This window comes from Aeromicrobium chenweiae, from assembly GCF_003065605.1.
In the GTDB taxonomy this organism is placed as follows: Bacteria; Actinomycetota; Actinomycetes; order Propionibacteriales; family Nocardioidaceae; genus Aeromicrobium; species Aeromicrobium chenweiae.
In genome coordinates, this window is sequence record NZ_CP026952.1 from 1,388,329 (window position 1) to 1,414,572 (window position 26,244).

General features: G+C 69.4%; 27 protein-coding genes and 1 pseudogene. 14 read left to right on the plus strand and 14 right to left on the minus strand.

Features of this window, described 5'->3' with window-relative positions:
• Positions 1 to 31: 31 nt before the first annotated feature.
• Genes C3E78_RS06725 through C3E78_RS06735 form a run of 3 tightly spaced genes read right to left on the minus strand, consistent with a single transcriptional unit; the run spans position 32 to position 2,768 of the window.
• Positions 32 to 367, minus strand: coding sequence for a YnfA family protein (locus C3E78_RS06725; protein ID WP_108577560.1), 336 nt, complete (start codon positions 365 to 367; stop codon positions 32 to 34).
• Positions 368 to 371: 4 nt separating this feature from the next.
• On the minus strand, positions 372 to 581 hold the full coding sequence (locus tag C3E78_RS06730) for a YgaP family membrane protein (protein WP_108577561.1): 210 nt from the start codon (positions 579 to 581) through the stop codon (positions 372 to 374).
• Between the two features lie 33 nt (positions 582 to 614).
• Complete coding sequence (locus tag C3E78_RS06735) at positions 615 to 2,768, minus strand: MMPL family transporter (protein ID WP_108577562.1); 2,154 nt, start codon at positions 2,766 to 2,768, stop codon at positions 615 to 617.
• A 179-nt stretch (positions 2,769 to 2,947) separates the two neighbouring features.
• Here C3E78_RS06735 and C3E78_RS06740 point away from each other — a divergent pair, with 179 nt between their 5' ends.
• From C3E78_RS06740 to C3E78_RS06760, 5 genes are all read left to right on the plus strand, one after another.
• The gene (locus tag C3E78_RS06740) at positions 2,948 to 3,229 is read left to right on the plus strand and encodes a metal-sensitive transcriptional regulator (RefSeq protein ID WP_235833703.1); all 282 of its coding nucleotides are present in this window, start codon (positions 2,948 to 2,950) and stop codon (positions 3,227 to 3,229) included.
• Between the two features lie 14 nt (positions 3,230 to 3,243).
• Positions 3,244 to 3,591: a YidH family protein gene (locus C3E78_RS06745; protein WP_159085831.1), complete on the plus strand. Its 348-nt coding sequence runs from the start codon at positions 3,244 to 3,246 to the stop codon at positions 3,589 to 3,591.
• A 108-nt stretch (positions 3,592 to 3,699) separates the two neighbouring features.
• Entirely contained in the window at positions 3,700 to 5,823 is a 2,124-nt protein-coding gene (locus C3E78_RS06750) for an MMPL family transporter (protein WP_108580794.1), read from the plus strand.
• A gap of 24 nt (positions 5,824 to 5,847) precedes the next feature.
• Positions 5,848 to 7,002, plus strand: a complete 1,155-nt coding sequence (locus tag C3E78_RS06755) for a sensor histidine kinase (RefSeq protein WP_243834208.1) — start codon at positions 5,848 to 5,850, stop codon at positions 7,000 to 7,002.
• Positions 6,999 to 7,643 carry a response regulator gene (locus tag C3E78_RS06760; protein WP_108577565.1) on the plus strand — a complete coding sequence of 215 codons (645 nt, stop codon included), beginning with the start codon at positions 6,999 to 7,001 and terminating at the stop codon, positions 7,641 to 7,643. The genes C3E78_RS06755 and C3E78_RS06760 overlap by 4 nt, the downstream gene beginning before the upstream one ends.
• A gap of 21 nt (positions 7,644 to 7,664) precedes the next feature.
• Here C3E78_RS06760 and C3E78_RS06765 read toward each other — a convergent pair whose 3' ends face one another.
• On the minus strand, positions 7,665 to 9,953 hold the full coding sequence (locus C3E78_RS06765; protein WP_108580795.1) for an FdhF/YdeP family oxidoreductase: 2,289 nt from the start codon (positions 9,951 to 9,953) through the stop codon (positions 7,665 to 7,667).
• Between the two features lie 55 nt (positions 9,954 to 10,008).
• Positions 10,009 to 10,515 (minus strand): SRPBCC family protein, encoded by a 507-nt coding sequence (locus tag C3E78_RS06770; protein WP_108577566.1) that lies wholly within the window; start codon positions 10,513 to 10,515, stop codon positions 10,009 to 10,011.
• A 246-nt stretch (positions 10,516 to 10,761) separates the two neighbouring features.
• On the opposite strand from C3E78_RS06770, the gene C3E78_RS06775 reads away from it, so the two are divergent.
• The gene (locus C3E78_RS06775; protein ID WP_199906954.1) at positions 10,762 to 11,964 is read left to right on the plus strand and encodes a Fic family protein; all 1,203 of its coding nucleotides are present in this window, start codon (positions 10,762 to 10,764) and stop codon (positions 11,962 to 11,964) included.
• 226 nt (positions 11,965 to 12,190) lie between these two features.
• Positions 12,191 to 12,847 (plus strand): annotated as a pseudogene (locus tag C3E78_RS06780) (hypothetical protein); the annotation flags it as partial.
• A gap of 216 nt (positions 12,848 to 13,063) precedes the next feature.
• Here C3E78_RS06780 and C3E78_RS06785 read toward each other — a convergent pair.
• Positions 13,064 to 13,450 (minus strand): carboxymuconolactone decarboxylase family protein, encoded by a 387-nt coding sequence (locus C3E78_RS06785; protein WP_108577569.1) that lies wholly within the window; start codon positions 13,448 to 13,450, stop codon positions 13,064 to 13,066.
• Between the two features lie 117 nt (positions 13,451 to 13,567).
• Here C3E78_RS06785 and C3E78_RS06790 point away from each other — a divergent pair, with 117 nt between their 5' ends.
• Positions 13,568 to 13,828, plus strand: coding sequence for a metal-sensitive transcriptional regulator (locus C3E78_RS06790; protein WP_108577570.1), 261 nt, complete (start codon positions 13,568 to 13,570; stop codon positions 13,826 to 13,828).
• Between the two features lie 445 nt (positions 13,829 to 14,273).
• Here the strand turns inward: C3E78_RS06790 and glnA are convergent, their stop codons facing one another.
• Positions 14,274 to 15,695: a type I glutamate--ammonia ligase gene (gene glnA / locus C3E78_RS06795; protein WP_108577571.1), complete on the minus strand. Its 1,422-nt coding sequence runs from the start codon at positions 15,693 to 15,695 to the stop codon at positions 14,274 to 14,276.
• Between the two features lie 176 nt (positions 15,696 to 15,871).
• Here glnA and C3E78_RS06800 point away from each other — a divergent pair, with 176 nt between their 5' ends.
• Positions 15,872 to 16,252 carry an RDD family protein gene (locus C3E78_RS06800; RefSeq protein ID WP_108577572.1) on the plus strand — a complete coding sequence of 127 codons (381 nt, stop codon included), beginning with the start codon at positions 15,872 to 15,874 and terminating at the stop codon, positions 16,250 to 16,252.
• Positions 16,253 to 16,268: 16 nt separating this feature from the next.
• On the opposite strand, the gene C3E78_RS06805 is transcribed toward C3E78_RS06800, so the two are convergent.
• Positions 16,269 to 16,976, minus strand: coding sequence for a DUF4191 domain-containing protein (locus C3E78_RS06805; protein WP_108577573.1), 708 nt, complete (start codon positions 16,974 to 16,976; stop codon positions 16,269 to 16,271).
• Between the two features lie 10 nt (positions 16,977 to 16,986).
• Positions 16,987 to 17,910 carry a lipoyl synthase gene (lipA, locus tag C3E78_RS06810; RefSeq protein WP_199907005.1) on the minus strand — a complete coding sequence of 308 codons (924 nt, stop codon included), beginning with the start codon at positions 17,908 to 17,910 and terminating at the stop codon, positions 16,987 to 16,989.
• Positions 17,911 to 17,984: 74 nt separating this feature from the next.
• On the opposite strand from lipA, the gene C3E78_RS06815 reads away from it, so the two are divergent.
• From C3E78_RS06815 to C3E78_RS06830, 4 genes are all read left to right on the plus strand, one after another.
• Positions 17,985 to 19,265, plus strand: a complete 1,281-nt coding sequence (locus C3E78_RS06815) for a sensor histidine kinase (RefSeq protein WP_108577575.1) — start codon at positions 17,985 to 17,987, stop codon at positions 19,263 to 19,265.
• Positions 19,262 to 19,921 (plus strand): response regulator, encoded by a 660-nt coding sequence (locus C3E78_RS06820; protein ID WP_108577576.1) that lies wholly within the window; start codon positions 19,262 to 19,264, stop codon positions 19,919 to 19,921. The genes C3E78_RS06815 and C3E78_RS06820 overlap by 4 nt, the downstream gene beginning before the upstream one ends.
• Before the next feature lie 78 nt (positions 19,922 to 19,999).
• On the plus strand, positions 20,000 to 20,878 hold the full coding sequence (locus C3E78_RS06825) for an ABC transporter ATP-binding protein (protein WP_108577577.1): 879 nt from the start codon (positions 20,000 to 20,002) through the stop codon (positions 20,876 to 20,878).
• The gene (locus C3E78_RS06830; protein ID WP_108577578.1) at positions 20,875 to 22,077 is read left to right on the plus strand and encodes an ABC transporter permease; all 1,203 of its coding nucleotides are present in this window, start codon (positions 20,875 to 20,877) and stop codon (positions 22,075 to 22,077) included. The genes C3E78_RS06825 and C3E78_RS06830 overlap by 4 nt, the downstream gene beginning before the upstream one ends.
• Here the strand turns inward: C3E78_RS06830 and lipB are convergent.
• A complete protein-coding gene (lipB, locus tag C3E78_RS06835; RefSeq protein WP_108577579.1) occupies positions 22,067 to 22,789 on the minus strand; it encodes a lipoyl(octanoyl) transferase LipB in 723 nt (240 codons plus the stop codon). The two genes, C3E78_RS06830 and lipB, sit on opposite strands and share 11 nt — an antisense overlap.
• Before the next feature lie 91 nt (positions 22,790 to 22,880).
• On the opposite strand from lipB, the gene C3E78_RS06840 reads away from it, so the two are divergent.
• A complete protein-coding gene (locus C3E78_RS06840; RefSeq protein WP_108577580.1) occupies positions 22,881 to 23,261 on the plus strand; it encodes a hypothetical protein in 381 nt (126 codons plus the stop codon).
• Here C3E78_RS06840 and C3E78_RS06845 read toward each other — a convergent pair.
• Genes C3E78_RS06845 through C3E78_RS06860 form a run of 4 tightly spaced genes read right to left on the minus strand, consistent with a single transcriptional unit; the run spans position 23,254 to position 26,211 of the window.
• Positions 23,254 to 23,520: a hypothetical protein gene (locus C3E78_RS06845; RefSeq protein ID WP_108577581.1), complete on the minus strand. Its 267-nt coding sequence runs from the start codon at positions 23,518 to 23,520 to the stop codon at positions 23,254 to 23,256. The genes C3E78_RS06840 and C3E78_RS06845 overlap by 8 nt on opposite strands.
• Positions 23,517 to 25,079 carry a radical SAM protein gene (locus tag C3E78_RS06850; RefSeq protein WP_108577582.1) on the minus strand — a complete coding sequence of 521 codons (1,563 nt, stop codon included), beginning with the start codon at positions 25,077 to 25,079 and terminating at the stop codon, positions 23,517 to 23,519. Before C3E78_RS06850 ends, C3E78_RS06845 begins: the two co-directional genes overlap by 4 nt.
• Positions 25,080 to 25,087: 8 nt before the next feature.
• Positions 25,088 to 25,435: a hypothetical protein gene (locus C3E78_RS06855; protein ID WP_108577583.1), complete on the minus strand. Its 348-nt coding sequence runs from the start codon at positions 25,433 to 25,435 to the stop codon at positions 25,088 to 25,090.
• Positions 25,432 to 26,211 carry a prolipoprotein diacylglyceryl transferase gene (locus tag C3E78_RS06860; RefSeq protein WP_108580796.1) on the minus strand — a complete coding sequence of 260 codons (780 nt, stop codon included), beginning with the start codon at positions 26,209 to 26,211 and terminating at the stop codon, positions 25,432 to 25,434. The genes C3E78_RS06855 and C3E78_RS06860 overlap by 4 nt, the downstream gene beginning before the upstream one ends.
• Positions 26,212 to 26,244: the final 33 nt, after the last annotated feature.

Sequence of the window (26,244 nt, forward strand, 5' to 3'; positions counted from 1 at the left end):
GTACGGTCACGGCTGCGCAAATCGCCGATGCCTAGGCGTCGCGCGGGCCGTACATGATGACCGCGACACCGACGAGACAGATCAGCGCGCCCGTCACGTCCCACCGGTCTGGCTTGAATCCGTCCGCGACCATGCCCCAGGCGAGGGAACCGGCCACGAAGACGCCACCGTACGCGGCGAGGATGCGGCCGAAGTTCGCGTCCGGCTGGAGGGTGGCGACGAACCCGTAGATGCCCAAGGCGATGACGCCCGCACCCATCCACGCCCAGCCCTTGTGCTCGCGCACGCCCTGCCAGACCAGCCACGCGCCGCCGATCTCGGCGACGGCGGCTGCGACGAACAGCGTGATCGAGCGGAGGGTGTCCATGGGTTCAGTCTGCCCGGAAGGCGCAGCCCGCAGGCACACCTGCACGTCGCAGGATCAGCGCGGCGGGGCAGAAGCCGGTGAGGCTGGCCTGCAACAGGTTGAGCCCGACGAAGGCCGGAACGGCCATCCACCAAGGAGAGGTGAGGGTGGCAAGGATGACTCCGAGGAGCGTGAGGGTTCCAGCGAGGGCCATGACGGCGCGGTCGATGTTCATGGGTTCTCCGTCTTGATGAGGTGAATGGGGCAGTCAGTTGTGGGCGAAGGTGATGGTGGGCAGGATGCGCTTGAGCCAGGCCGGGACGTACCAGGCGGCATGTCCGGTCAGGCGCAGCAGCACCGGCAGCAGGACGAGTCGTACGAGGAACGCGTCGAGCAGGACGGCGACGCCGAGGACGACACCCATCTCCTTGGGAGGGAGGGGGCCGGACAGGGCGAAGGTGAAGAACACCGCGACCATGACGGCACCCGCGGCGAAGATCACGCGCCCGGAGCTCGCGAGGGCTCCGACCATGGCCAGCTTCGGGTCCCCGGTGCGCTCGTAGTGCTCCTTGGCCGAGGCGAGCAGGAAGACGGTGTAGTCCATCGCGATGGCGAAGATCATCGCGAAGAAGAACACTGGTGCCCAGGCGTCCAGGAAGCCCTGGCTCTCGAACCCCAGCAGGCCGGATCCCCAGCCTTCCTGGAACACCAGACGTGCGACGCCGAATGCTGCGGCGGTCGACAGAAGGCTGACCAGCGTCCCGAGCAGGGAGATGAGGGGCGCCTGCAGGGCGACGAGGAGCAGCACGAACCCGAGCGCCAGGACGACGCCGATGACCAGCGGGGTGGAGGAGTCCAGCTGCGTCTTGAGGTCGAGATTCTCCACGGGGGCGCCGCCGACGTATGCGGAGTCGGGGAGGTCGGCGCGCAGGCGTTCGACCGTGTCGGACAGGGCCGGATCGGACGGGTCGACGGTGGGCACGGCCTGGACCATCGAGAGGTCGGAGTCGTCAGCGGCGGGCTGGGCCGGCATGGTGGCGGCGATGCCCTCGTCCGACTGGAGGACCGCAGCAGCCGCCGCGGTCTCCTCCGGTGCGACCACGATCTGCAGCGTGCCGGGTGCGCCGTCACCGAACGCCTCCTGGACGCGGTCGTAGCCGACTCGCGCCGATGCGTCCTCGGGGAGGACCTTGATCGACGGCATGGCCGTGGACAGGCCGACCACCGGTGCGGCCAGCGCGACCAGGATCACGAGGGAGGCCGCTCCCCAGGCGACGGGGCGGCGCCAGAGCCGTTCACCCCAGGCCGCGAACCGCGGCGACTGGTGCTCGCCGGTCCTGACCCAGGGCAGGGCGAGCTTGTTGATGCGGTGGTCGAGCTTGAACAGGACGAGCGGGAGGAGCGTCAGCGTCGCCCCGAGGACGAACACGACCGAGAGCATGATCCCGCCGGCCATCGACCGGAACGAGGGGGAGGGGACGAGCATGACGGCCGACAGCGACACCAGCACCGTCAAGCCGGACAGCAGGACGGCCTTGCCGGCGGTGTCCATCGTCTCGGCGACAGCGTCGCGCGCAGACAGTCCCGCCCCCATCCGGGCAGCCCGGTAGCGGACGACGAGGAACAGGGCGTAGTCGATTCCCAGGGCGAGGGCGAACATCATCGCGAAGTTCATCGCCCAGATCGAGACGGGCACGAGCTCGTTGATGAGCACGAGCGAACCGGCCGACGCGACCAGGCCCGCGAGGGTCAGGAGCAGCGGGAGCCCGGCGGCGACCAGCGCACCGAAGGCGAGGACGAGGATGGCCAGGGTGACGGGCCAGGAGACCATCTCGGACTTCAGCATGGCGTCCAGGTTGGCCTCGTTGAAGTCCGACCAGAGCAGGGATGATCCGGTCGGGTTCACCTCGACGCCGTCACCCGAGAGGTGCTGAAGCGGCTCCTTGAGATCGGTCGCGACGCGCACCATCTCGTTCGTGTCGGTGCCCGCACCGGCCAGCACGATGGCGGTGGAACCGTCCTGGCTCAGCGTCGCACCGGGCTGTGGCGCGATGACGTCGGCGATGCGAGGCTCGGCCTCGAGCGTCGACGTCACGGCAGCCAGCACCTCGGCGCCGTGCCCCTCGGTGACAGGTCCGTCCTTGCTGTGGACCACGACCTGGATGGCCGACGAGGCGTTTCCGCCGAAGTGCTGGCGGGCCAGCTCGCGGGCCTCGACGGACTCCGAGCCGTTCGCCTGCCAACCGGCCCCCGACAGGTTCTGCTCCACTTTGGGAGCGAAGAGCCCTAGCCCGACGATGACGAGCAGCCACGCCACGGTGACGAGGCGGGCGTGGGCCGTGACCCAGGTGCCGAGGCGACCGAGCAGGCCGGGAGCGGACCCGACACCTGGTGTGGCGCCGGGATGGAAGGACGTGGTCATGGGTTCTCCGAGATGTCGAGCAGATATCCCCCCGGGGGGTTAACGAATTCGACGCTAGCACAACCCCCCGGGGGTTGTACAGTTGAGCGCGAGCGGCGCCTCTCCGGTGCCGACCGAGGAGGACCCGTGCAGCACATGACCATCACGACCGACGCGCTCGAAGCAGTGAGGAGCGCCTGATGCCGGACGCTGCCGCGATGGGCCTCGAGCCCGCTGAGATCAAGGCGATCATCACCCGCATGAAGCGGGCGCACGGGCACCTGGGCAGTGTCATCCGCATGATGGAGGAGGGGTCGGACTGCGAGTCCGTCCTGACCCAGCTCGCCGCCGTCAACAAGGCGCTGTCCCGAGCCGGCTACGCGATCGTCGCCACCGGTATGCAGCACTGCCTGATCGAGGGCGACGGCCCGGACGGTGTCGACGCCAAGAAGATGGAGAAGCTCTTCCTCGCACTCGCATGAGGCAGGCTGGTCGCATGAGTGACGTCGGCAACCCCCGCGACTACCTGGCGAACGAGCGCACGCACCTGGCATGGGTTCGAACTGCGCTCACCGTCATCGTGCTCGGCCTGGCGATCGCCCGGTTCGGCGACGAGGGCACCGTCTCGGTCGGCAGCGTCCTGGCCGGCTCCGTGCTGCTGGTCGCCGGGACCGGCGTCGTCGTCTACGGCAGCTGCCGTTACCGGGCGACTGCCCGTGAGCTCGCGGACGGCGAGTTTGCGACAGCGCAGTCCACGACCGGGCCCGTCATGGCCGCGGCGGTGCTGACCGGCGCCGTGCTCGTCGCGCTGATCATCCTCCTGCTGCCAGACCTGGTCAGCTAGACGCCCGGGCTGGGTTCCCCGGCCGTCCGTCGTAGGCCGAATGGAGTACGGCGAAGTGTCTGCCGTGGCCGGACGCGTGGACCCGTGCTGCTTGGGAGCGTGGACGTCATGACTTCTCAACTGCGGGCGCCCGACCAGAACGGCGCCAATTCCAGAACAACGAAGAAAAGAACAGGCGCCAAGACCCTGTTGCCCTGGCTGATGGTGGCCGTGTGGGTCGGGCTGGTGGTGGGCGGCTACTCACTCGCCGGCAAGCTCGACTCCGTCACCCGCGACGGGCAGGTCGACTACCTGCCGGCCAGTGCGCAGTCGACGCAGGTGCTCCTGGCGGAGGCCGGTCTGCCCGGCGGCGAGAACGGCCTGCTCGTGGTCGTGTCCGAGCGACCCGACGGGATCCAACCGGGCGATCGGGACGCGGTCGCCCGCGGCCACGCCGCGGTGGCGGAGCGATTCGGCACCGCCGCCGACGCGCCGTCCGAGATCGTCGAATCCAAGGACGGCACCACCCTCATGTACTCGGTGTCGCTCGATGGTGATGCGGTGGCCGAGGAGGCCGGAGCCACTGCCGACGCGCGACGGCTGCTCGACGACGACCAGCCGGACGGTCTGGACGTCTACGTCACCGGCCCGACCGCGCTGGGAGCCGACATGGACGAGGTCTTCGATGCCGTCGACGCGACGTTGATGCTCGCGACCGCCGTCGTGGTGGCGATCCTGCTGATCCTGACCTACCGCAGTCCGTTGCTGTGGCTGGTCCCGCTCGTCTCGGTCGGTGTCGCGGCAATCACGTCGATGGGCGTTGTCTACGCACTGACGCAAGCCTTTGACTTCACGATCACGAGCATGAGCTCAGCGCTGCTGATCGTCCTGGTCTTCGGCGCGGGCACCGACTACGCCCTGCTCCTCGTGGCTCGCTACCGTGAGGAGCTGCACCGCCATGAACGACCGATCGACGCGATGCTGGCGGCCCTGCGTGGTGCCGGACCGGCCATCCTCGCCTCGGCAGCGACCGTGGTCGCCGGCCTGTTGTGCCTCTTGGCCGCGGATCTCAACAGCATCAGCAGCCTGGGTCCGGTCGGCGCGGCAGGCATCGGGGCGGCCCTGGTGGTGATGCTGACGTTCTTCCCCGCGCTGCTGGTGCTGCTCGGGCGCCGCGTGTTCTGGCCGTTCGTGCCGCGCGTCGGAACCGAGGTACGCACCTCCGCATCGCGCTGGGCCCGGCTCGGCGAGGTGGTCGCACGACACCGCGTCGTCGGCTGGGTGGCGCCGCTGATGATCCTGGGCGGTCTCGCGCTGGGCACCGTCGGTGTCAACAGTGCACTTCCGCAGCTGGACCAGTTCGCCCGTTCGACACCGGACTCGGTGACCGGGGCGAAGCTGATCGACGCGCGCTACCCCGACCAGGGCGGTCAGCCGCTCACCGTGATGAGTCGACCGGACCAGAGCCGTGAGGTCCTGGCTGCCGTCGAGAGCACGTCGGGGGTCGCCAGCGCCGAGCTCGGCCGCGCCAGCGACAAGTGGGTGGAGATCTCCGCGATCCCGGTCAGCTCGCCAGAAAGTGCGGGCGAGACCGCGACGATCAAGCAGCTGCGGACGAACGTCCGCGAGGTCGCCGGTGACGCCGCGCTGGTCGGTGGTCCGAGTGCCGAGAAGCTCGACGAGGCCGAGACCAACAAGAGCGATCGCAATCTGGTGATGCCGCTGATCCTGTTGGTGGTGCTCGCCATCCTCGGGCTGCTGCTCCGGGCGATCGTGGCTCCGCTGGTGCTGGTCGCCACCGTCGTGGTGTCGTACTTCGGAGCCCTCGGGCTGTGCAACCTGATATTCGACCATGTGCTCGGGTTCGCCGGGATGGAGTCATCGGTGCCGCTCCTCGGGTTCCTCTTCCTGGTGGCGCTCGGTGTCGACTACAACATCTTCTTGATGACCAGGGTCCGTGAGGAGGCCGTCGAGCACGGAACGGTCGAGGGCACGAAGCGTGGACTCGCAACGACCGGTGGCGTGATCACGTCGGCTGGAATCGTGCTGGCGGCAACCTTCGCGGTGCTCGCCTCGCTCCCGCTCGTCATGCTCGTCGAGATCGGATTGCTGGTCGCCGTCGGCGTCCTCATCGACACCTTGCTGGTGCGGTCCATCGTGGTCCCGGCACTGACGATGTCGCTGGGTTCGCGGATATGGTGGCCCAGCAAGCTCTGGCGTGCAGAACAGGACCGTGTCGATGACCGTGTGTGAACGATGACGGCGCTCCGTCCGCCAGTGGCCGACAGGCTGCTGGCGGCGGGGTCGTTCGTGCTCGGCATCGGCATCGCGCTGACGCTCGAGTCGGTCGACTTCGACGGCGAGCGCCGCGTGGATCTGGGGGCGATCGCGCTCCTGGGCGCGATGTCGGTGCCGTTGCTGGCCCGCCGGCGCTGGCCGATCCTCGTCGTCCTCGCGGTCGTCGCCGTGTCGACGCCGTACCACCTCCTCGACTATCCCCATGAGGCCACGATGGCCGCCTCACTGGTCGCGGCCTTCACGGCGGCGCGCTACAGCGAACCGCAGCGGCGGGCGGTCGCCGCCCTGGTGGCGGTGGCCGCGGTGACCGTGCCGGTCCTCGCCGACGAGGCATCAGGGGGATCTGGCGATGCTCTGCTCGGCGCCGGCTGGCTGTTCATGGCCTTCTTCGCCGGGCTGACGGTCCGCTTCCACCAGAACTGGCGGGCCGCCGTCGACGCGCGGCTCGAGCAGGAGCGTGCCGACGAGGTCGAGCGGCGGGTCGCCGAGGAGCGGGTGCTGATCGCAGCCGAGCTGCACGACGTCCTGGCGCACGGCCTCGCGGTCGCGAACGTCCAGGCGTCCGTCGCTGCACACCTGATCGACCAGCTGCCGATGCGCGGGGATGCGCCGCTGCGGGAGCTGTCCACCACGCTGCACAACCTGTCGGACACCAGCCGGGCCACGCTCCATGAGCTGCGTGCGGTGCTGGACGTGCTTCATGGGGGCGAGGGCGAGCCGACCGAGCCGGCGCCCCACCTCGGCGAGCTGCAGCGGCTGGTGGACATGGCCGAGGTGGCTGATGTCCGGGTCGACGTGGAGGCTGACGGGCTCCCGGACGAGCTGCCGTCGACAGTGTCCGTCGTGGCCTATCGGATCATCCAGGAGTCGCTCACCAATGTCATTCGACACTCGACGGCCAAGCACGCCACCGTCCGCCTCGACCAGGACGGCAACCAGCTGCGGATCGCGGTCGTCGATCACGGGCCCGCGCGACCGAGTTCAGCCGCGACGCCGGCCGGCTTCGGGATCGCCGGGATGACCGGGCGAGCGCAGGCCGTCGGAGGCGAGCTGTCCGCCGGGCCGGGGGAGTCCGGTCGATTCGAGGTACGGGCCAGCCTGCCGATACCGGAGGTCTGGCGGGTGCCGTCGTGATCCGGGTCCTGCTCGCCGACGATCAGGCTCTGGTGCGCGGCGCGTTCGCACTGTTGGTCAGCTCCACCGACGGCATGGAAGTTGTCGGGGAGGCTGGCACCGGCGACGAGGCGGTGACACTGGCCCGGGATCTGCTCCCCGACGTCGTCCTGATGGACATCAGGATGCCCAACATGGACGGCATCGAGGCGACGCGGCAGATCGTCGCCGACGATCGATCGAGCGGCAGCAAGGTGCTGATCCTGACCACGTTCGAGACGGACATCAACGTGCTGCGCGGTCTTCGCGCGGGGGCGTCTGGATTCCTGCCCAAGGACACCCGTCCGGACGCGCTGCTGGACGCCATCCGCACGGTCGCGGCGGGGGAGGCGCTGCTCTCGCCCGGCGCCACCAGGGCGGTCATCACCCGCGCGCTGAGTCACCCCGACGCCCCTGCACCTGAGCGACTGGCCAGCCTGACGGCGCGCGAACGCGAGGTGCTTCGGCTGATCGCCTCGGGCCGAAGCAACCGGGAGATCGCACACGAGCTGGTCGTCAGCCCCCTGACCGCCAAGACGCACGTGAGCCGGATCCTCGCGAAGATGGGCGCTCGCGACCGGGTCCACCTCGTGATCGCCGCCTACGAAGCGGGTCTTCTCTAGGACCTGAGCCGTTCGGTGGGATCACCTCGTGGGCTCCAGCCGGACGATGATGCTCTTCGACGCGGGCTCGTTGCTGATCGGGTCCACATGGTCCAGGGGGACCAGCACGTTGGTCTCGGGGTAGTAGGCGGCGGCGCAGCCGCGAGGGGTCGGGTAGGAGACGACCTGGTAGCCGGCCGCGCGGCGTTCCACCCCGTCCGGCCAGACCGACACCACATCGACCTCGTCCCGCTCAGCCAGGCCGAGCTCGGTGAGGTCCTCGGGATTGACCATCACCACCTGGCGGCTGCCATGGATGCCCCGGTAGCGGTCGTTGCTGGTGTACGGCACGGTGTTCCACTGGTCGTGGGAGCGCAGCGTCTGCAGCACGAGGTGCCCCTGGGGCGCCCGCGGAGCGTCCCCGGTGTTGCTGGTGAACACGGCCTTGCCGACCGGGGTGGGGAAGACTCCCTCGTTCACCGGGTTGGGCAACGGGATGCCACCGGGGCGGGCGACGCGAGCGTTGAAGTCGTGGAAGCCCGGGACGACCCGGGAGATCCGGTCCCGGACGGTGCCGTAGTCGGCCTCGAACGTCTCCCACGGGATGTCGTGCCTGGAGCCGAGCGTCTGTCGGGCGAGCCGGCTCAGGATGGCGACCTCGCTGAGCAGCACGCGTGAGGACGGTTCCAGCCGTCCGCGCGAGGTGTGCACGACGCTCATGGAGTTCTCGACCGTGACGAACTGCTCTCCCGTGGACTGGACGTCGTGCTCGGTGCGTCCGAGTGTCGGCAGGATGAGCGCGGTGTCCCCGCAGACCACGTGGGAGCGGTTGAGCTTGGTCGAGATCTGGGCGGTGAGCCGGCACTGCCGGATCGCCGCCTCGGTGAAGTCACTGTCCGGGGCGGCGCGGACGAAGTTGCCCGCCACGCCCACGAACAGCTTCACCTTGCCCTCGTGCATGGCGCGAATGGCGTTCACCGAGTCGAGTCCGTGGTGCCGTGGCGGGTCGAAGCCGAACTCCTCCTGCAGTGCGTCGAGGAACCCGTCGGGCATCTGCTCCCAGACCCCCATCGTGCGGTCGCCCTGGACGTTGCTGTGCCCCCGCACCGGGCACGCGCCGGCTCCCGGCTTGCCGAGATTGCCGCGCAGCATCAGGAAGTTCACGATCTCCCGGATCGTGGGAACGGCGTGGCGGTGCTGGGTCAGGCCCATCGCCCAGCAGACGATGACCCGGTCGGCGGTCAGGACCTCGTCACGCACCGCCTCGATCTCCTCGCGGGTCAGTCCGGTGTCGGCGAGGACCTGGGTCCAGTCGGTCGACCGCGCGTGCTCGCTGAACTCCTCGAACCCGACCGTGTTGGCGTCGATGAAATCTCGATCCAGGACCGCGCCCGGGGCGGCGGCCTCCGCCTCGAGCAGCAGCCGGTTCAGGGCGCGGAAGAGCGCCAGGTCCCCTCCGAGGCGGATCTGCAGGAGACGGTCGGCGATCTGCACGCCCCGGCCGACCACACCGCGCGGCTTCTGTGGGTTCTTGAACCGGCGCAGGCCGGCCTCGGGCAGCGGGTTGACCGCGATGATGCGGCCACCGTTGAGCTTCGTCCGTTCCAGGGCAGAGAGCTGCCGCGGATGGTTGGTGCCGGGGTTCTGTCCCACCAGGAAGACGAGGTCGGAGTGCTCGAGGTCGAGCAGCGTCACCGTGCCCTTGCCGATGCCGAGCGTCTCGTGGAGGGCGAACCCGCTGGACTCGTGGCACATGTTGCTGCAGTCGGGCAGGTTGTTGGTGCCGAAGGCTCGGGCGAAGAGCTGCAGGACGAATGCCGCCTCGTTGCTCACCCGGCCGGAGGTGTAGAACGCGGCTTCGTCCGGTGAGTCCAGGGCGTTCAGCTCGTCCGCGAGCAGCCCCAGGGCGTTGCGCCAGCTGATCGGCTCGTAGTGCTCAGCGCCCGGCCGCTTCACCATCGGCTCGGTGAGCCGGCCCTGCTCGTTCAGCCACTCGTCGGACCGCTCGTTGAGATCTGCGATGGTGTGGCGACGGAAGAAGTCGGGCGTGACCCGTTTGGTGGTCGCCTCGTCGTTGATGTGCTTGGCGCCGTTCTCGCAGTACTCGTTCTTGTGTCGGTGACCGGGGGCGGGGTCCGGCCACGCGCACCCGGGACAGTCGATGCCGTCGACCTGGTTCATGGTGAGCAGCGTCAGTGCCGTGCGCCGCGGGGAGGTCTGGTCGAGTGAGTACTCGAGCGCGTGGGTGACCGCCGGCACCCCAGCCGCCCATTCCTTGGGTGGGGTCACGGTCAGCTCGCCGTTGGATTCCTCGTCCGGGGATCTCCTCATGGTCATGCCCTGCCTCTCGTCGATGGGTGACCGATCTGGCCTGCTGTCGCGGTTCTCAGCCGTGCGGCCACCCCGGAACGCTCGGGGATGAGTCGTAGGTGTGCTGCACGCGTCCGCCGTGGATGGTGCCGCGCCAGGCCTCGCCCGCCTCGCCCATGCCCTCGATGAACGTCTTGAAGTGCTCCAGCTCGGAGCGGAGCAGGCGCTGCACGACCGGCAGGAGCACGGTGTCCGAGTGCCACGGCGTCTCGAAGCGCACCTCGACCCGCACCGCGGTGCGGGCCGGTTCCAGTGCGTCGAAGGCGACCAGGCCCTCGTGGCGGAATCGGCGGTCCAGACTCCGCCACTCCACGCGCGAGTCGGGGTGCTGCTCCAGGGTCTCGGCGTGGAACTCGTGCCGCAGCGGGCCGTACCGCAGGGTCCAGCGGGTGATGGCGGGCCGCTCCTGGTGGACTTCCTTCACCACCGACATGAAGCGGGGGAAGGTCTCGAACTGCGTCCACTGGTCGTAGGCGGTGCGCAGCGGAACTGCGACCTGCACCGATTCCACAAGGGCACCCATGAGCCGACGCTAATCCTCGAGCGCCGGTGATGACAGGGGTCGAAGGGCCCCCCGGTCCGGTCACGGGTAGAACGTTTCCTTGTGCCGAACCTCGTTCTATCAAAGTTTAAGAATCTATCCTTTGATAGAGTTGGCACCAATGAAAGGAATCGACTGATGGCCAGGTGGGAGGACGCGCACTGGGAGTCCGCTGTCGACTCCGGGGTGCCGAGAGCCGGACAACGCTCGGGCCGCTACCAACGGTATGTGCCCGACCACCTCGACGGCGCCGGCCTCGCGATCGACGGCACCATCTCCCGCCAGGTGTCGGCCGTCGAAAGAAGTATCCGGGCACTCAACCGTCCAGGCGCCGAGGGCCTTGGGGGGATCGCTCGTTTCCTCCTTCGTTCTGAAGCAATCGCCAGCTCTCGGATAGAGGGCATCGCGCCATCTGCGCAACAGGTGGCACTCGCCGAGCTTGGGCAATCGGAGGCGGTCCGAGGGATCAGCGAGCAAGCCCAGCTGGTCGCCAACAACATGACGATCGTCCGCGGCGCAACCACGGAACTGGTTGAGACGGTCACGCTGACGGTCGAGCACATCGTTGACCTTCACCGAGCTCTGATGCCGCACGAGCTGCGGCATCACGGCCTGCGCACCGTTCAGAACTGGATCGGGACATCGAGCTGGACGCCGATCGGCGCCTCCTTCGTACCGCCAGATCCTGACTGCGTCCCGGGCTGCATGGCTGACCTCGTCGACTACATCAACGGCGCTGCGCACGCGCCGCTGATCCAAGCCGCACTGGTGCACGCACAGTTCGAGACGATCCATCCGTTCACCGACGGCAACGGCCGCGTCGGTCGTGCACTCGTCCACACCGTGCTCGCGCGCCGGGGTCTCACCGAGCGCGCGGTGCTCCCGATCAGCCTCGTGCTGGCCACCCTGCGCGATCGATATGTCACCGGGCTCACTGAATATCGGCACACGGCACCTGCGTCCAGCGCGGCGGCGAGCGCCGCGGCGAACGGGTGGCTCGAGACCTTCATCGGCGCTGCGGAGATCGCGGTCGAGCAGTCCGAGGCACTCATGACACAAATCGACGCCCTCCGCGGCCAATGGCGGGATCGACTCACCGCACTGCGGGTGGCGACAGGTGTGCGACCGACTCCGCGCGCCGACTCTGCTGTGGCTCGGCTCCTGACTCAGCTGCCAGAGGCTCCAGTCGTGACGGCGACAACACTCGCCAAGATCCTCGATGTGTCCTTTCCCGCAGCGAGCGCCGCCTTGGAGGAACTTCGCCAAGCGGAGATCCTCACCACGACGTCCGTCGAACGTGGGGCCAAGGCCTACATCGCACGCGAGGTACTGGATCTCATCACCACCTCCGAACGAGCGCTGGCGAGTACGCGGTTCGACACCAGAGCCTCGCAGCCGAACCGCGCAGTGCCGGCCCTGCCACAGGACTGAGCTCCACACGTCAACGTTGTCATCACGGGACGTGTCCGCCGTCCGCAGAGATGACAGGGCTTTTCGGCCGGGGCGCACAGGGGGGTGGGCGGCCTGATCACGGTGGGGACGAGGGCGGGCGGCTGGCCCGAGTTCCAGCACGGCGGTCCCAACGGGCCGTTGGCGGCCATGCTGACGGGGCTGGGGATGACCTTCCTGGCCAAGACCGTGAGCGACGGGCCGGCTCGCGGTGGCCGTGAGCGAGGACGGCCTGTTCCCGCCGCGGATCGCCCGGTTCTCCTCGGCCGGGGTGCCGCTGCGGGCCCTCGTGCTGAACCTGGTCGTGGGACTCGTGCTGCTGGCCGGCTTCCGGGACGGCTGGTCCGAGCTGATCGCCTACAACACCGGGGCCATCGTGCTCTCGATGTGCCTGGGCCCGATCACCGTCGTCGCGCTCCGGCGTCAGGTGCCCGACCGTCCCCGCCCGCTGCGGCTGCCGGCGTTGCCGGTGCTGGCGCGGTTCGTCTTCGTGGTCGTCAGCCTCATCGTCTACTGGACCGGCTGGGAGACGATGTCCAAGCTCACGATCCCTGTCGCGCTGGGTGGCGGCATCCTGCTGTGGCGGGTCGTCCGCGATCGGACGCTGGCCGACTCGCTCGATCTGCGCTGCCTCACGTGGCTCGGGCCCTACTTCGCCGGACTGCTCGTACTGGAGTTCGCCGGTCGATACGGCGGTGGTCGCGACTGGCTGCCTGCGGGCATCGACCTGCTGACGGTCACCGCCTTCGCGCTCGCCATGTTCGAGTGGGGACTTCGTTCCGCCCTGCCCGCCTCGCAGGCGGCGGCCATGGTCGCGGAGGTCCTGCCGGTCGCCGAGGCTCCGCCGGGACACAAGCGTGCCTGAGCCATGAGCTCGCGGTCCCGCGGCGGCCGACCTCAGCGCCCGAGGATCCTGCGGAGCCAGCTGTCGTTGTTGGGGTCGGCATGGCCGTTGCACCATTGGTCGGCAGGCACACCAGCTTTGACGTCGGCGACGTGCTGACCGCAGCCCGCCCAGGTGATCTTGTGGCAGGTCTTGCAGGTGGCGGGTCGACACATGTGGGGATTCCTTGTCTCTCGGTCAGGCGGGGGTCTCGTCGGCGTCCAGCGCGTCTGCGAACTCGCAGACGGCCGCGTACGCGCGAGCGCCGTGGATCGTCGCGGGGCCGCCGTGCATCAAGAACGTGACGCCGATGGCCTCGGCTGCTTGTTGACGAGTGGCACCGGCGCGGACGGCGGCCTGGGCGTGGGACGCCACACAGCCGTCGCAGCCCTCGACGACGCCGATGGCCAGGGCGATGAGCTCCTTGGTCCGGTGATCGAGAGCGCCGTCGGCGAAGGCAGCGGAGGATAGGGCGCCGAAGCCCTGGTAGACGTCGGGGATGGCCTTGCGCAGGCTGCGGTGCAGCGGCGAGAGCTCCTGCAGCACTGCCGTGCCGTGGGAGCGCTCAGTGTGGGTCGTCGTCATGCTGGTCCTTTCGAAGGTGGTCGACACGGCATCCACTTAACCCCCGGGGGGATACGACTTCACCGTAACACAACCCCCTAGGGGGATATACGCTGTCTGGTGACGAAGGGAGTCCCCATGAGGCTCGAGGCCGATGAGGTCAAGGCCATCACGCTGCGCCTGAAGAAGGCCAACGGTCACCTGGCATCGGTGATCCGGATGCTGGAGGAGGGTGTGGAGTGTGAGGACGCGCTCACCCAGATCGCAGCGGTCAGCAAGGCCATCAATCGGGGCGGGTATGCGCTCGTCGCCACGGGGCTTCAGCGCTGCCTGGTCGAGGGCGGTCCCGACAGTGTCGACGCCAAGAAGATGGAGAAGCTTTTCCTTGCCCTGGCGTGACCGAGGCGGCGACAGTCGGGCGCAGGTGTCGGCGGGGGACCGATCCGCAACGTGGATGCTGACCGGCAGCACCCGGCTCGACTCGCCGCACAAGACACACATGTCGTCGCGGTCCACACAGGGCTGGTCGACACCGAAATCGTCAATGGACAGCAAGGTCCCAAGCTCGCGCCCGCGGACCTGACGGGCGCCGGTCTCGACGCGGTCGAGTCGGGTGCACCAGAAGTGCTGGCCGATGGCTGGGCGAAGTTCATCAAGTCCCCGCGCCCCAAGCATCTGGGGCGTTGTGACCGCCGCCCTCGCACTGTCCGACTGAGGGGTGCAATCGTGGGGACACCCACATCAAGGACGAGAAACGGCGCCCGACGCTGGAAGGCGTCGATAGACGTCTTCCAGGTCAGGCGCCGTTTCGGGCGTCTATCCGCAGGTCACCGAGTCCGGCGACTCAGATGTCGTAGTACAGCTCGAACTCGTGCGGGTGCGGCCGCAGCTGCACGGGCAGGATCTCCTCGGAGCGCTTGTAGTCGATCCACGTCTCGATCAGGTCGGGCGTGAACACGTCACCGGCGGTGAGGAACTCGTGGTCGGCCTCGAGCGAGTCGAGCACCGCGTTGAACGAGGTCGGCACCATGTTGATGGCGTCGTACTCCTCCGGCGGCAGCTCGTAGATGTTCTTGTCGATCGGGGCCGGCGGCTCGATCTTGTTCTTGATGCCGTCCAGGCCGGCCAGCAGCAGCGCCGAGAAGGCGAGGTACGGGTTGGCCGACGGGTCGGGGCAGCGGAACTCGATGCGCTTGGCCTTGGGGTTCGCGCCCGTGATCGGGATGCGGACACACGCCGAGCGGTTGCGGGCCGAGTAGACCAGCGCGATGGGGGCCTCGAAGCCCGGCACCAGACGACGGTAGGAGTTGACCGACGGGTTGGTGAAGGCCAGCAGCGACGGCGCGTGCTTCAGGATGCCGCCGATGTAGTGACGCGCGAGGTCGGACAGTCCGCCGTAGCCGGACTCGTCGTAGAACAGCGGCTTGCCGTCGTTCCAGATCGACTGGTGCACGTGCATGCCCGAGCCGTTGTCGCCGAAGATCGGCTTCGGCATGAACGTGACCGTCTTGTCGTTGGCCCACGCCGTGTTGCGGACGATGTACTTGAACTTCATGACGTCGTCCGCGGCCTTGAGCAGCGTGTCGAACTTGTAGTTGATCTCGGCCTGGCCGCCGGTGCCGACCTCGTGGTGACCGCGCTCGAGCGTGAGGCCCGCGTGGGTCAGGTTCGTCATCATGTCGTTGCGCAGGTCGGCCGTCTTGTCGGTCGGGGCGACGGGGAAGTAGCCACCCTTGTAACGGACCTGGTAGCCACGGTTGTCGTCGATGCTGTCACCGGTGGACCACGCCGCCTCGGACGACTGGATCTCGTAGAACGACTTGTTGGCGCTTGTGCCGTAGTTCACGCGGTCGAAGATGTAGAACTCGGCCTCGGGCGCGAAGAACGCGGTGTCACCGATGCCGGTGGTTGCGAGGTATGCCTCGGCCTTGCGGGCGATGTTGCGGGGATCGCGCGAGTACGCCTCGCCGGTGATCGGGTCGTGGACGAAGAAGTCCATCGCGATGGTCTTGCGGGCCTTGAACGGGTCGACGTACGCCGTCTTCACGTCGGGGAACAGGACCATGTCGGACTGGTCGATGGTCTGGAAGCCACGGATCGACGAGCCGTCGAAAGCGACGCCGTTCGACACCATGTCGGCGTCGAACGTGGAGGCAGGCAGGGTGACCTGCTGCTGGATGCCCGGCAGATCCGTGAAACGGACGTCGACGTACTCGACGCCCTCGTCCTTGATGAACTTGAACAGCTCGTCGGGATTACCGAACATGTGGTGGCCTCCTCGACCGCGCAGCGGCCTTCGTTGTCGATACGGCAGGTAAGTGCGTCACTCACCGTAGCCCTGAGGCTATGGGTGCGCAGTTTCCCATCGGTCTCGCTATTGTTTCAGGAATGTTACAAGTCCCCTCCGGCGGGTATTCGCGGCTCGCTCGCTAGGCTTCCGGGGTGGAGATTCCCTCGCTCGGTCGCCGTCTTGCCGCGTTGCTCGTCGACTGGGTCGTAGCCGCCCTGAGCGCCGTCGCGATCGCCGGGGTGAGCTATCCGCCGGCGCCGTTGGACGAGGACCCGAGCCAGACGTTCATCATCATCGCGTTCTTCGTCGTCGAGGTGGCCCTGCTCGAAGGACTCCTGGGCGCGTCGATCGGCAAGCGGCTGCTGGGCCTGCGGGTCGAGGGCCGCACGGGCGCCCCGATCGGGATCCCGCGGGCCCTGCTCCGCACGCTGCTGCTCAGCATCGTCCTGCCGGCGATCGTGATGACCGACGACAAGCGCGGCCTGCACGACCTGGCTGCCGGCTCCCGAGTCGTCCGGGTCGTGCGCGCCTAGCGATCCACCGGCAGCGTCAGCCGCGCATCGCCTTGCGCTGGCCCTTCATGCTCGTCGGCACGGGGCCGCGCGGCATCGGGGCGGCCGGACGCATCGCGTCGAGGGCCTTGAGCTTGTAGATCAGGTCGGTCATCTGCGCCGGCTTGATCTTCTTGGGCAGCTTGTTGATGTGCTTGATGAGCTTGGTGAGGGGGACCTGGCCCTCCTCCTTGCCGACGACGATGCCGATGACCGGCACGTCCTCGCCACCCACGCGGGCGTGCTTCTTGACCTCGGCGGCGAGCAGGCCGCGCACCGCGTTGGGGCTGCCCTCACCGACCAGGATGATGCCGGGGCGTCCGACGACGCGGTGCACGACGTCCTGGTTCTTGTTGAACGCGATCGCGGGCTTGACCTCCCAGCCACGGCGCAGCATCTGCAGCGCACCGGCGGCAGCGCCGCGCTGGCCCTCGACCTGGGCGTACGCCGCCTTCTCCGCGCGCCGTCCGAAGACGATCAGCACACCGAGCACACCGGTGAGGAGGGCGAAGAAGATCGTGATGATCAGCCCGATGGTGCCGTCGCCGAACAGCAGGTAGCCCAGCGTGCCGAACACACCCGCCACCACGATGAACGTCAGCAGAAGGATGAGACCGATCTTGCGGTCGCTCTTCTTGGTGATCGAGTACGCCTGGCGCATCTGGCCGAGGCGACCCTTGGCGGGGGTGGGGGCGGTGTTGGACATGCTTACCAGTCTACGGCGCGGGGGTTGCGGCGCCCATCCCGCGTCCTGACGCGACCGCCTGCTTGTACAGGTTGCCCGCCCGGTACGACGAACGGACCAGCGGACCGGACATGACGCCGGCGAAGCCGATCTCGTCCGCCTCGGTCTTGAGCTCGACGAACTCCTCGGGCTTGACCCACCGCTCGACGGGGTGGTGCCGCTTGGAGGGACGCAGGTACTGGGTGATGGTGATCAGGTCGCAACCGGCCTCGTGGAGGTCGACTAGCGCCTGGGACACCTCCTCGCGGGTCTCGCCCATGCCGAGGATCAGGTTCGACTTGGTGACCAGCCCGTAGTCGCGGGCCTGCGTGATGACGTCGAGCGAGCGCTCGTAGCGGAACGCGGGACGGATGCGCTTGAAGATGCGCGGCACGGTCTCGACGTTGTGGGCCAGCACCTCGGGGCGCGAGTCGAAGACCTGCTCGAGCAGATCGGGCTTGCCGTTGAAGTCGGGGATGAGGTTCTCGACCCCGGTGCCCGGGTTGAGCTCGTGGATCTTGCGCACGGTCTCGGCGTACAGCCAGGCACCGCCGTCGGGCAGGTCGTCGCGGGCGACGCCGGTGATCGTGGCGTACCGCAGCTCCATCTTCTGGACGGACTCGGCGACTCGGCGCGGCTCGTCGAGATCGAGCGGGTCCGGCTTGCCGGTGTCGATCTGGCAGAAGTCGCAGCGACGCGTGCACTGCTCGCCGCCGATGAGGAAGGTCGCCTCGCGGTCCTCCCAGCACTCGAAGATGTTGGGACACCCGGCTTCCTGACACACCGTGTGGAGTCCCTCGCCCTTCACGAGCTTCATCAGCTCGTTGTACTCAGGACCCATCTTCGCGCGGGTCTTGATCCAGGCGGGCTTCTTCTCGATGGGGGTCTCGGCGTTGCGGACTTCGAGCCGCAGCATCTTGCGTCCCTCGGGTGCGATGGTCACATCACCAAGGGTACGCCTGTCGCGAAGTGTGCCCTAGGCTCGGTCGCGTGCTGGATCTGGACCGTCGCTGGAGCCGCCCCGGGCCCACGCCTGCGCAGATCCGACGCGACACGCTGTGTGGTGTCGCGGCCGCCGTCCTGTCGGTCGTGTCGGTCGAGGTGTGGCACAGCGGCTACGGCTCGTCGCTGGGCTGGAAGGGCATCGAGGCGTACGTGCTGTTCGGGCTCGCCGGGCTGCTGCTGGCGCTGCGTCGTCGATTCCCGCTGACGACGTCGCTGCTGGTGTCGGCGGTGTTCCTGGCGATCGTCGACCGGCTGAACGACCTCGGAGCGATCTTCACGATCCAGGTCGTCCTGTTCATCGCCCTGTACTCCGCCTGGGCGTGGTCACGTGCCCGACGCCAGCTGTACGCGACGAGCGCCGCGGTGCTGCTCGCAGTGCTGGGCTGGCTGGTCTGGGAGTTCGTCACGACCGATCCGCCGGACCTGCCGCACAAGGGACTCATCCCGCCGTACCCGGCCGCGATCGTGTACTCCCTCGCCATCAACATCGTCTACCTCCTCGGCGCCATGACGTGGGGACACGTCGCCTGGCGCAGTGCGCGCCAGCGGGAGGAGATCGCCGAGGGCGTGGCGGCCGAACGCCGGGCGCAGGACCGCGAGCGGGACAGCGCGGTGCAGGCCGAGCGCGTGCGGATCGCCCGCGACCTGCACGACGTCGTCGCCCACCACGTCAGCGGCATCGGGGTGCAGGCGGCAGGGGCAGCGCGGGTCATCGACAGCCGTCCCGACATGGCCAAGGACGCGCTCGAGGTCATCGAGCGGTCGTCGCGCCAGGCGGTCCAGCAGATGCACCAGCTCGTCGGCCTGCTGCGGTCGGACCGCGACGGCGACGAGCGTGCCCCGCAGCCCGGCCTGGACGAGCTCCACACGCTGGCGACCGCCGCGGACGGGACCCCCGTGGAGTCGTCGGCCACGGTGACGTTCCGGCAGGTGGGGGAGCCGTTCGAGGTGCCGCGCACGGTCGGCCTCTCGTTGTTCCGGATCGCCCAGGAGGCGGTCGCCAACATGCGCCGCCACGCGCGGGCCACCTCCGGTGAGGTCGTCGTACGCTTCGCGCCGCCGTCCGAGGGGGGCGCGGCGTCCGTCGAGGTCGAGGTGATCGACGACGGGAACGGCGGCGAGGAATCGTCGTCCCGCCCCGGGTCCGGCGGGTTCGGGCTGACGGGCATCCGCGAGCGAGCCGCGATGCACGGCGGCACGTGGGAGATCGGGCCGCGGCCCGAGGGCGGGTTCAGGGTGCGCGTCCGCATCCCGGTGACGGCATGAGCAGGACACGCGTGCTGGTCGCGGACGACCAGGAGCTCGTCCGCACGGGGTTCCGGATGATCCTGGCGGTCGAGGAGGATCTCGAGGTCGTGGGCGAGGCGGCCGACGGCGCCGCCGCGGTCGCGCGCGCCGTGGAGCTGTCGCCCGACGTGGTCCTCATGGACGTGCAGATGCCGCGGATGGACGGCATCGAGGCGACCCGCCAGGTGGTCGACCGTGTGCCGGGGTGCCGGGTGCTGATCCTGACGACGTTCGACGACGACGAGTACCTCTTCGCCGCGCTGCAGGCGGGCGCGAGCGGGTTCCTGCTCAAGAACTGCCCGCCCGAGGACCTCGTGTCGGCCATCCGCGTCGTCGCGCAGGGGCACTCCCTGCTGGCCCCCGAGGTCACCCAACGGGTCATCGCACGCTCCACCGAGCGCGACCGCGGCCCACGGCCGGCCGGCCTGGACGACCTGACCGAGCGGGAGCGCGGGGTGCTCGTCGCCATGGGCCGAGGTCTCAGCAACGGAGAGATCGCCACCGAGCTGTTCGTCAGCGAGGCGACCGTCAAGTCCCACGTCTCCCGCGTGCTGGCCAAGCTGAACGTCCGCGACCGCGTCCAGGCCGTGATCGTCGCGCACGAGTCCGGCCTCATGGAGTCGCCCGAGGCCTGACAGGTTCTCCGGAAGGATGACGACGAATCATCCTCGCGGCCGATGTGCTGCTCCGCGATCCTTCGTAGCGTGGCGACCATGTTGGACATCTCGCACCTCAGCAGGTCGTACGGCGACACCCTCGTCGTCGACGACGTGACCTTCTCCGTTCGCCCAGGGCGCGTGACGGGCTTCGTCGGGGCCAACGGCGCCGGCAAGACGACGACGATGCGCATGATCCTCGGCGTCCTCGCCCCGACCTCGGGGGAGGTGCTCTGGAACGGTCAGCCGATCTCGACCGGCCAGCGGCGCCGCTTCGGCTACATGCCCGAGGAGCGCGGCCTCTACCCGCGCATGAGGCTCACCGACCAGCTCGTGTTCCTCGCCCGCCTGCACGGCATCGGCCGCGCGGACGCGACCCGGCGGGCCGGGGAGCTGCTCGAGCACTTCGACCTGGGGGAGCGGGGTGACGACGTGCTCGACACGTTGTCGCTCGGCAACCAGCAACGCGTCCAGATCGCGGCCGCGCTGATCCACCGGCCGGAGGCGCTGGTCCTCGACGAGCCGTTCAGCGGCCTCGACCCGGTCGCCGTCGACGCGATGGCCGCCCTGCTGGCCAAGGAGGCCGGCGACAAGCCGCTGCTGTTCTCCAGCCACCAGCTCGACCTCGTGGAGCGACTCTGCGACGACCTGGTGATCCTGTCGCACGGGCGGGTGGTCGCGGCGGGTCCCGTCGACGAGCTCCGGGGGGCTGGGCCCGCGCGCTACCGCATCGTCCTGGCGGGGGCGGACGCCGCGTGGATCCGCGACCTGCGCGGCATCCAGGTCCGGGACATCGACGGGCCGACCGCCCTGGTTGACCTCGACGGCACCACGCCGTCCGACCTGCTCGGCACGGTCGTGGCGCGCGAGCCCGTCGTCGAGTTCAGCCCCGTGCGCCAGCCGCTGTCCGCGATCTTCCGGGAGGTAAACCGATGAGCACCCTGACCCACGAGCCCACCGACCGCGACGTGAGCGGCGCCTGGCGCGTCGTCGCCGAGCGCGAGGTCATCACGCGCGTGCGGGAGAAGTCGTTCCGCTACGGCGTCCTCGCGATGGCTGCCGGCATCGTCGTCCTGGTCGTGCTGACCTCGATCCTCGGCGGACGTCCCACCGACTACACCGTGGGCGTCGTCGACGAGCGGGCCGCGGACGTCGTGTCGTCCGCCTCGAAGGTCGTGGACCGGACGGACGACGGGTCGACGGCCGAGCCCCGGTCGTACGACTCGGTGGCTGCCGCCGAGAGGGCGGTGCGCGACGGTGACGTCGACGCCGCCCTGGTCGCGACCTCCGAGGGGTACGAGGTGGTGGGCGACCGGGACGTCGACTCGACGCTGTCCAGCGCGCTGACGACGGTCGCGGCGACGACCGCGCTCCAGACCAACGCCGAGTCCCAGGGCGTCGACCTCGCCGAGCTGCAGAGCGGGTCGGCCGTCTCCGAGCGCCTGCTCGACCCCGACGCGGAGGATGCCGGGCCCCGCCAGCTCGCCGCGTTCGTGTTCGTCCTGCTGTTCTACCTCACGGCGGTCATCTTCGGCATGACGATCGCGCAGAGCGTCGTGCAGGAGAAGGAGAGCCGGGTCGTGGAGATCCTGGCCGCCGCCGTCCCGATCCGCGCGATGCTGTGGGGCAAGATCGCCGGCAACACCGCGCTCGCGCTCGGCCAGATCGTGGTGCTCTCGGTCGTCGGCGTCGCAGCACTCGCGCTGACGGGGGAGACCTCGTTGCTCGCGGCGATCGGTCCGGCCGTCGCGTGGTACGTCCTGTTCTTCGTCCTGGGCTTCGTCGCCCTGGCCGGCCTGTGGGCCGTCGCCGGGTCGCTGGCCTCGCGCCAGGAGGACCTGCAGTCGACCACGCTGCCCGGACAGGTGATCTTGTTCGCGCCCTACATCCTGGCCGTGACGGCGGGGGCGAGCGTCAAGACGATCGTGTCGATGCTGCCGGTGGTCTCGGCCATGATGATGCCCTCGCGCATGGCCGAGGGCGGCGTCCCGGCCTGGCAGGTCGGCGTGGCACTGGCCGTCAACGTCGTCAGCGCGTTCGTCCTCGTGCGCTTCGCCGCCCGCCTCTACGAGCGGACCCTGATGCGCACCGATCGCAAGATCGGCTTCGGCGAGGCGCTGCGGCTCAGCGAATGACCGGGGAGCCCACGGGCACCCGTGGCCCGACCTCGACCTGCTCGGCGAGGTCGGGCGACGGCGTGTACGGCTCCCAGGCCAGCAGCTCGGCCAGGTGGGGCGCGACGGCGCGAGCCGTCTCACGGACGGTCACGTCGCGCCCGACCTCGGCGGACAGCGAGGTCACGCCCGCGTCCGCGATGCCGCACGGCACGAAGCGCTCGTAGAAGCCGAGATCGACGTCGGCGTTGATCGAGAAGCCGTGCATCGTGACGCCACGGGAGACGCGGATGCCGATCGCGCCGACCTTGCGCTCCGGCCGGACGTCGGACGCGGCGACCCAGACGCCGGAACGTCCCTGCACGCGGCCGGTCGTGACACCGAGGTCGGCGGCCGCGCGGATCATGGCCTCCTCGACGCGGCGGACGTAGTCGACCACGAGCACGTGCGAGGGCAGCTTGGTGATCGGGTAGCCGACGAGCTGGCCGGGGCCGTGGAACGTGATCTTGCCGCCGCGGTCCACGTCGACGACCCGGGTGCCGTCGAACGGCCGCTCGTGCGGCTCGGTCCGGCGCCCCGCGGTGTAGACGGGAGGGTGCTCGAGGAACATCGCGGTGTCGCCGATCTCGTCCGCGACGCGCTGCGCGTGGAGGGTGCGCTGGATCTCCCAGGCGTCCTCGTAGTCGATCGCGTTCGCGCCGTACCAGTCGTCGAGGATCTCGATCGTCGTCACGCGTCCAGACTATCCCCGCCCGCCACCCGGCGACAGCGTGTCCTGTGGACAGGCCGAGGCGGGAAACGGGCGGGACGACGACAGTGGGGGCGTGGACCTGATCTGGACGATCATCATGGCGATCCTCGACAAGGACCGGGCGGCGGCGTTCGCCGACGCGGACGCGACGCGCCTGGACGACGTCTACGTCGAGGGCAGCCGGGCGAGGGCAGCCGACGCTGCCACGATCCGGTCGTACGCGCGCCGCGACGGCCGCGTCCTGGGTGCCGAGCTGCGCGTCCTGACCTGCCGGGTCGTGAGGGCCGGGTCCGACCGGGCGACGCTCGACGTCGTCGACGTGCTGTCCCCGAGCCGGGTGGAGTGGGGCGACGGCACGACCACCGAGCTCCCGCGCGACCAGCCGTCGCGGCACCGGGTGACGCTGCACCGCACGGCGGACGGCTGGCGCATCGCGGGGAGCTGGCTCAGGTGAGCCAGAAGAAGGTCCCGGCGGCACCCGCCACGGCGAGCGCCGCCAGGTAGGTCAGGACCAGGCGCGTGTCCCGCAGCACGCAGCGTGAGCGCTCGAGCCCGCCCCGCCACGCCTTCCAGTAGCCCGCGAACCCCAGCGCGGCGAAGCCCAGCAGCGCCACGGGTCCCAGCACCCAGCCCAGCAGCGCGATCGTCGCGAAGACGCACAGCCGCAACGGGTCGTACGTCGTGGACTCGGGCTCGGTCGCGTAGCGGCTCATGACGTCTCCAGCAGGTTGGGTCGGCCGGTCGCGGTCGACAGGCGGGTGCGGGACAGGGGAGCCCAGGCCTGCACCGCGCAGAACGGGGCGCACTGGTGGGCGGCGGACTCGGCGTTGACCGTCGCCACGTGGACGCAGCACTGGGTCAGCCGCTCCTCGATCATGGTGGACATGTCCATGAACGGCTTGACCGTGATGCGGACGACCCGCTCGCCCAGCATCTTGCGCAGGCGCTTGCGCTGCCCGGGCAACGCGGACGAGGCGAGCGTCGTCAGGGTGCCGATGCCGAGGTCGCAGTTCTCGCAGATGTCCTTCCAGATGTTGCCGATGTTGGGGTGCGACAACGACGACTGCTCGCTCAGCAGGTCCAGCAGCGAGTCCTTGACGACCCGCTTCATGGTGGCCGGGATCGAGTCGTCCGCGATCCGGTTGGCCAGGACGTCGGGCTCCAGGTCGAGCCACTGCTTGAGCTTGTCGTGCCCGATCAGCGAGGTGAGCGACCGCCACGCGCCGGAGTCGTCGCGCAGCAGGTAGCCGACCGAGCAGCAGTGCGGGTGCGAGCACGGCAGTGCGGTGAGGTCGCGCCACGTCACCTCGCCGGCGGTCTGCTCACCGAGGCGGCGGAGGACACCGGTGTGGGTCAGCCGGTCGAGGGGATCGATGCCGGTCGACCGGCCCGAGCCGAACACGGGCTGGATCGTCACCCCGCCGACGTAGGGGGTGTCGAGCCCGCGCTTGATGACGTAGCCGATCTCGTCGTCGTTGACCCCGAGGGCAGCGGTCATCGTCAGGGTCGTGAAGATGCCGGCTGCGGACAGGCGGTCCAGGGCGCGGTCCTTGAACCGGCGGATGTCGGCGCCCCGGTGGTGCGTGGACGCCTCGGCCGACTCCCCGTCGAACTGCAGGTACACCTCGACCCGTTCGCGGTGCCGGGTGAGCAGTGCGAGCAGGTCGTCGTCCTGGGCGATGCGCAGGCCGTTGGAGTTGATCAGCACGCGGACGATCGGCCGGGCCGCGACGGCGTCGAGCAGCTCGGCCAGCTGCGGGTACAGCGTCGGCTCGCCGCCGGACAGCATCAAGACGTCGATGCGCCCGTTCTCACGGGACAGCCGGGTGTCGATCGAGGCGAGCACCTCCTCGAGCGGCGCGACCGACGACATCGCCGGGGCGGACTCCGCGAAGCACGTCGGGCAGCGCAGGTTGCAGTGGTCGGTGATGTCGGCCAGCAGGATGCACGTGTGCTGGGTCTGCATCTCCGGCAGGCCGTCGGCGTACGCGGCCGGGAGGGGCTGGAAGTTGCCCGCGACGTCCGGCTCGTGCACCTTGGTCGGGGCCGTCCACTCCTCGAGGTACGACAGGATCTCCGGGGACTCGTCGTAGAGCGTGCGCACCAGCCCGTGATCGGGGCAGCCGCGCTCGAGCCACACCCGGTCGTCGCGCACCGCGAGCCACCCGGACAGGCGGCGCACCTCCTCCAGCGGTCGGTCCGGCCGCTCCTCGTGGCACCGCGGACAGAACGCGTTGACGTACCGGTGCACCCGGTAGTCGCGCAGTGGCATCCCGGCGCTCATTCGAGACTGCTCAGGAGAGCGACGCAGGTGCCGCCGGCGATCACCAGGCCGAGCGCCCAGCCGATGAGCACGCCGATGCCCCAGCCCCGGGTGCGGGTCGAGAACAGCATCCCCGTACCGATCGCCGGCACGATCAGGAGCGCCAGCAGGAACGAGCTGACGAAGCCGCCCGCGCTGTTGGCGACGAGCGTCAGGGCCGGGAGGCCGAAGGTCGCGATGACGCCGAGCACGGCGCCGCCGAACACGTGCAGACCGTTGTTGCTCGGCTCCGGCGACGGGGGAGGTGCCGGGTAGTACCCCCACGGCGGTGGGCCCTGCGGCGGTCCGGTCGGTGGCTGGGTCATCGGGCCTCCACGGGCTCTCGTCGGTACACGCCCTTGCGGGCCTGGGTGATGATGCGGGCCGCCACCAGCGGCACGGTGGCGAGCAGGAACACCTGGGGCCGGGTCAGGCCGTGCCAGGCCACCTCGTTGCCGCGCGTGAACTCGACGAGGAAGCGGAACACGCCGTAGCCGAGCAGGTAGAAGGTCAGGGTCTCGCCGGGAGCGACGAGCCGGTGACGCAGCCAGAACCAGATGACCGCGAACGCCGCGGCTTGGAAGGCGATCTCGTACGCGAACGACGGATGGAGCGGCACGCCCGCCGGGGCACCGAGGCGCGCAGCGTCCTCGGCTCCCAGCCGGATGCCGAACGACGTCCCGGTGGGGGTCCCGGGCAGCTCGGTGAGGAAGCAGCCGACGCGCCCGATCGCCATCCCGAGGGCCACGGCAGGGGCGAACAGGTCACCCGTGCGCGAGGTGTAGCCGACCAGGCGCTTGGCGACGTGCACCCCGAGCCAGGCGCCGAACAGGCCGCCGAGGATGCTGCGGTTCCCGTAGATCCACTGCTCGGGCAACGAGGCGTTCTCGCGCAGGTCCAGGTGCTGGAACCACGGGCCGAGGCGCATGAAGATCGCCCCGCCGACCAGGGCGCCCAGCACGACGTACCAGATCCGTTGGTCGGTCTGCCCGCGCCGCCGCGACTCCACGACGAAGACGGCCGCGGCTGCGAGCACGCCGAGGCCCACGAACAGGCTGTGGGCCGGGATCGACACCCCGAGCACGTCGATCGTCGTCAACATCGGAGTCAGCATGTCAGCAACAGAGGTTCGCGC

Bases quoted from the DNA above. Each gene is read 5' to 3' on its own strand.
- C3E78_RS06725 (WP_108577560.1), bottom strand. From the start codon at position 367: ATGGACACCCTCCGCTCGATCACGCTGTTCGTCGCAGCCGCCGTCGCC.
- C3E78_RS06730 (WP_108577561.1), bottom strand. From the start codon at position 581: ATGAACATCGACCGCGCCGTCATGGCCCTCGCTGGAACCCTCACGCTC.
- C3E78_RS06735 (WP_108577562.1), bottom strand. From the start codon at position 2,768: ATGACCACGTCCTTCCATCCCGGCGCCACACCAGGTGTCGGGTCCGCT.
- C3E78_RS06740 (WP_235833703.1), top strand. From the start codon at position 2,948: ATGCCGGACGCTGCCGCGATGGGCCTCGAGCCCGCTGAGATCAAGGCG.
- C3E78_RS06745 (WP_159085831.1), top strand. From the start codon at position 3,244: ATGAGTGACGTCGGCAACCCCCGCGACTACCTGGCGAACGAGCGCACG.
- C3E78_RS06750 (WP_108580794.1), top strand. From the start codon at position 3,700: ATGACTTCTCAACTGCGGGCGCCCGACCAGAACGGCGCCAATTCCAGA.
- C3E78_RS06765 (WP_108580795.1), bottom strand. From the start codon at position 9,953: ATGAGGAGATCCCCGGACGAGGAATCCAACGGCGAGCTGACCGTGACC.
- C3E78_RS06770 (WP_108577566.1), bottom strand. From the start codon at position 10,515: ATGGGTGCCCTTGTGGAATCGGTGCAGGTCGCAGTTCCGCTGCGCACC.
- C3E78_RS06785 (WP_108577569.1), bottom strand. From the start codon at position 13,450: ATGACGACGACCCACACTGAGCGCTCCCACGGCACGGCAGTGCTGCAG.
- C3E78_RS06790 (WP_108577570.1), top strand. From the start codon at position 13,568: ATGAGGCTCGAGGCCGATGAGGTCAAGGCCATCACGCTGCGCCTGAAG.
- glnA (WP_108577571.1), bottom strand. From the start codon at position 15,695: ATGTTCGGTAATCCCGACGAGCTGTTCAAGTTCATCAAGGACGAGGGC.
- C3E78_RS06805 (WP_108577573.1), bottom strand. From the start codon at position 16,976: ATGTCCAACACCGCCCCCACCCCCGCCAAGGGTCGCCTCGGCCAGATG.
- lipA (WP_199907005.1), bottom strand. From the start codon at position 17,910: ATGCTGCGGCTCGAAGTCCGCAACGCCGAGACCCCCATCGAGAAGAAG.
- C3E78_RS06820 (WP_108577576.1), top strand. From the start codon at position 19,262: ATGAGCAGGACACGCGTGCTGGTCGCGGACGACCAGGAGCTCGTCCGC.
- C3E78_RS06825 (WP_108577577.1), top strand. From the start codon at position 20,000: ATGTTGGACATCTCGCACCTCAGCAGGTCGTACGGCGACACCCTCGTC.
- C3E78_RS06830 (WP_108577578.1), top strand. From the start codon at position 20,875: ATGAGCACCCTGACCCACGAGCCCACCGACCGCGACGTGAGCGGCGCC.
- C3E78_RS06845 (WP_108577581.1), bottom strand. From the start codon at position 23,520: ATGAGCCGCTACGCGACCGAGCCCGAGTCCACGACGTACGACCCGTTG.
- C3E78_RS06850 (WP_108577582.1), bottom strand. From the start codon at position 25,079: ATGCCACTGCGCGACTACCGGGTGCACCGGTACGTCAACGCGTTCTGT.
- C3E78_RS06855 (WP_108577583.1), bottom strand. From the start codon at position 25,435: ATGACCCAGCCACCGACCGGACCGCCGCAGGGCCCACCGCCGTGGGGG.
- C3E78_RS06860 (WP_108580796.1), bottom strand. From the start codon at position 26,211: ATGTTGACGACGATCGACGTGCTCGGGGTGTCGATCCCGGCCCACAGC.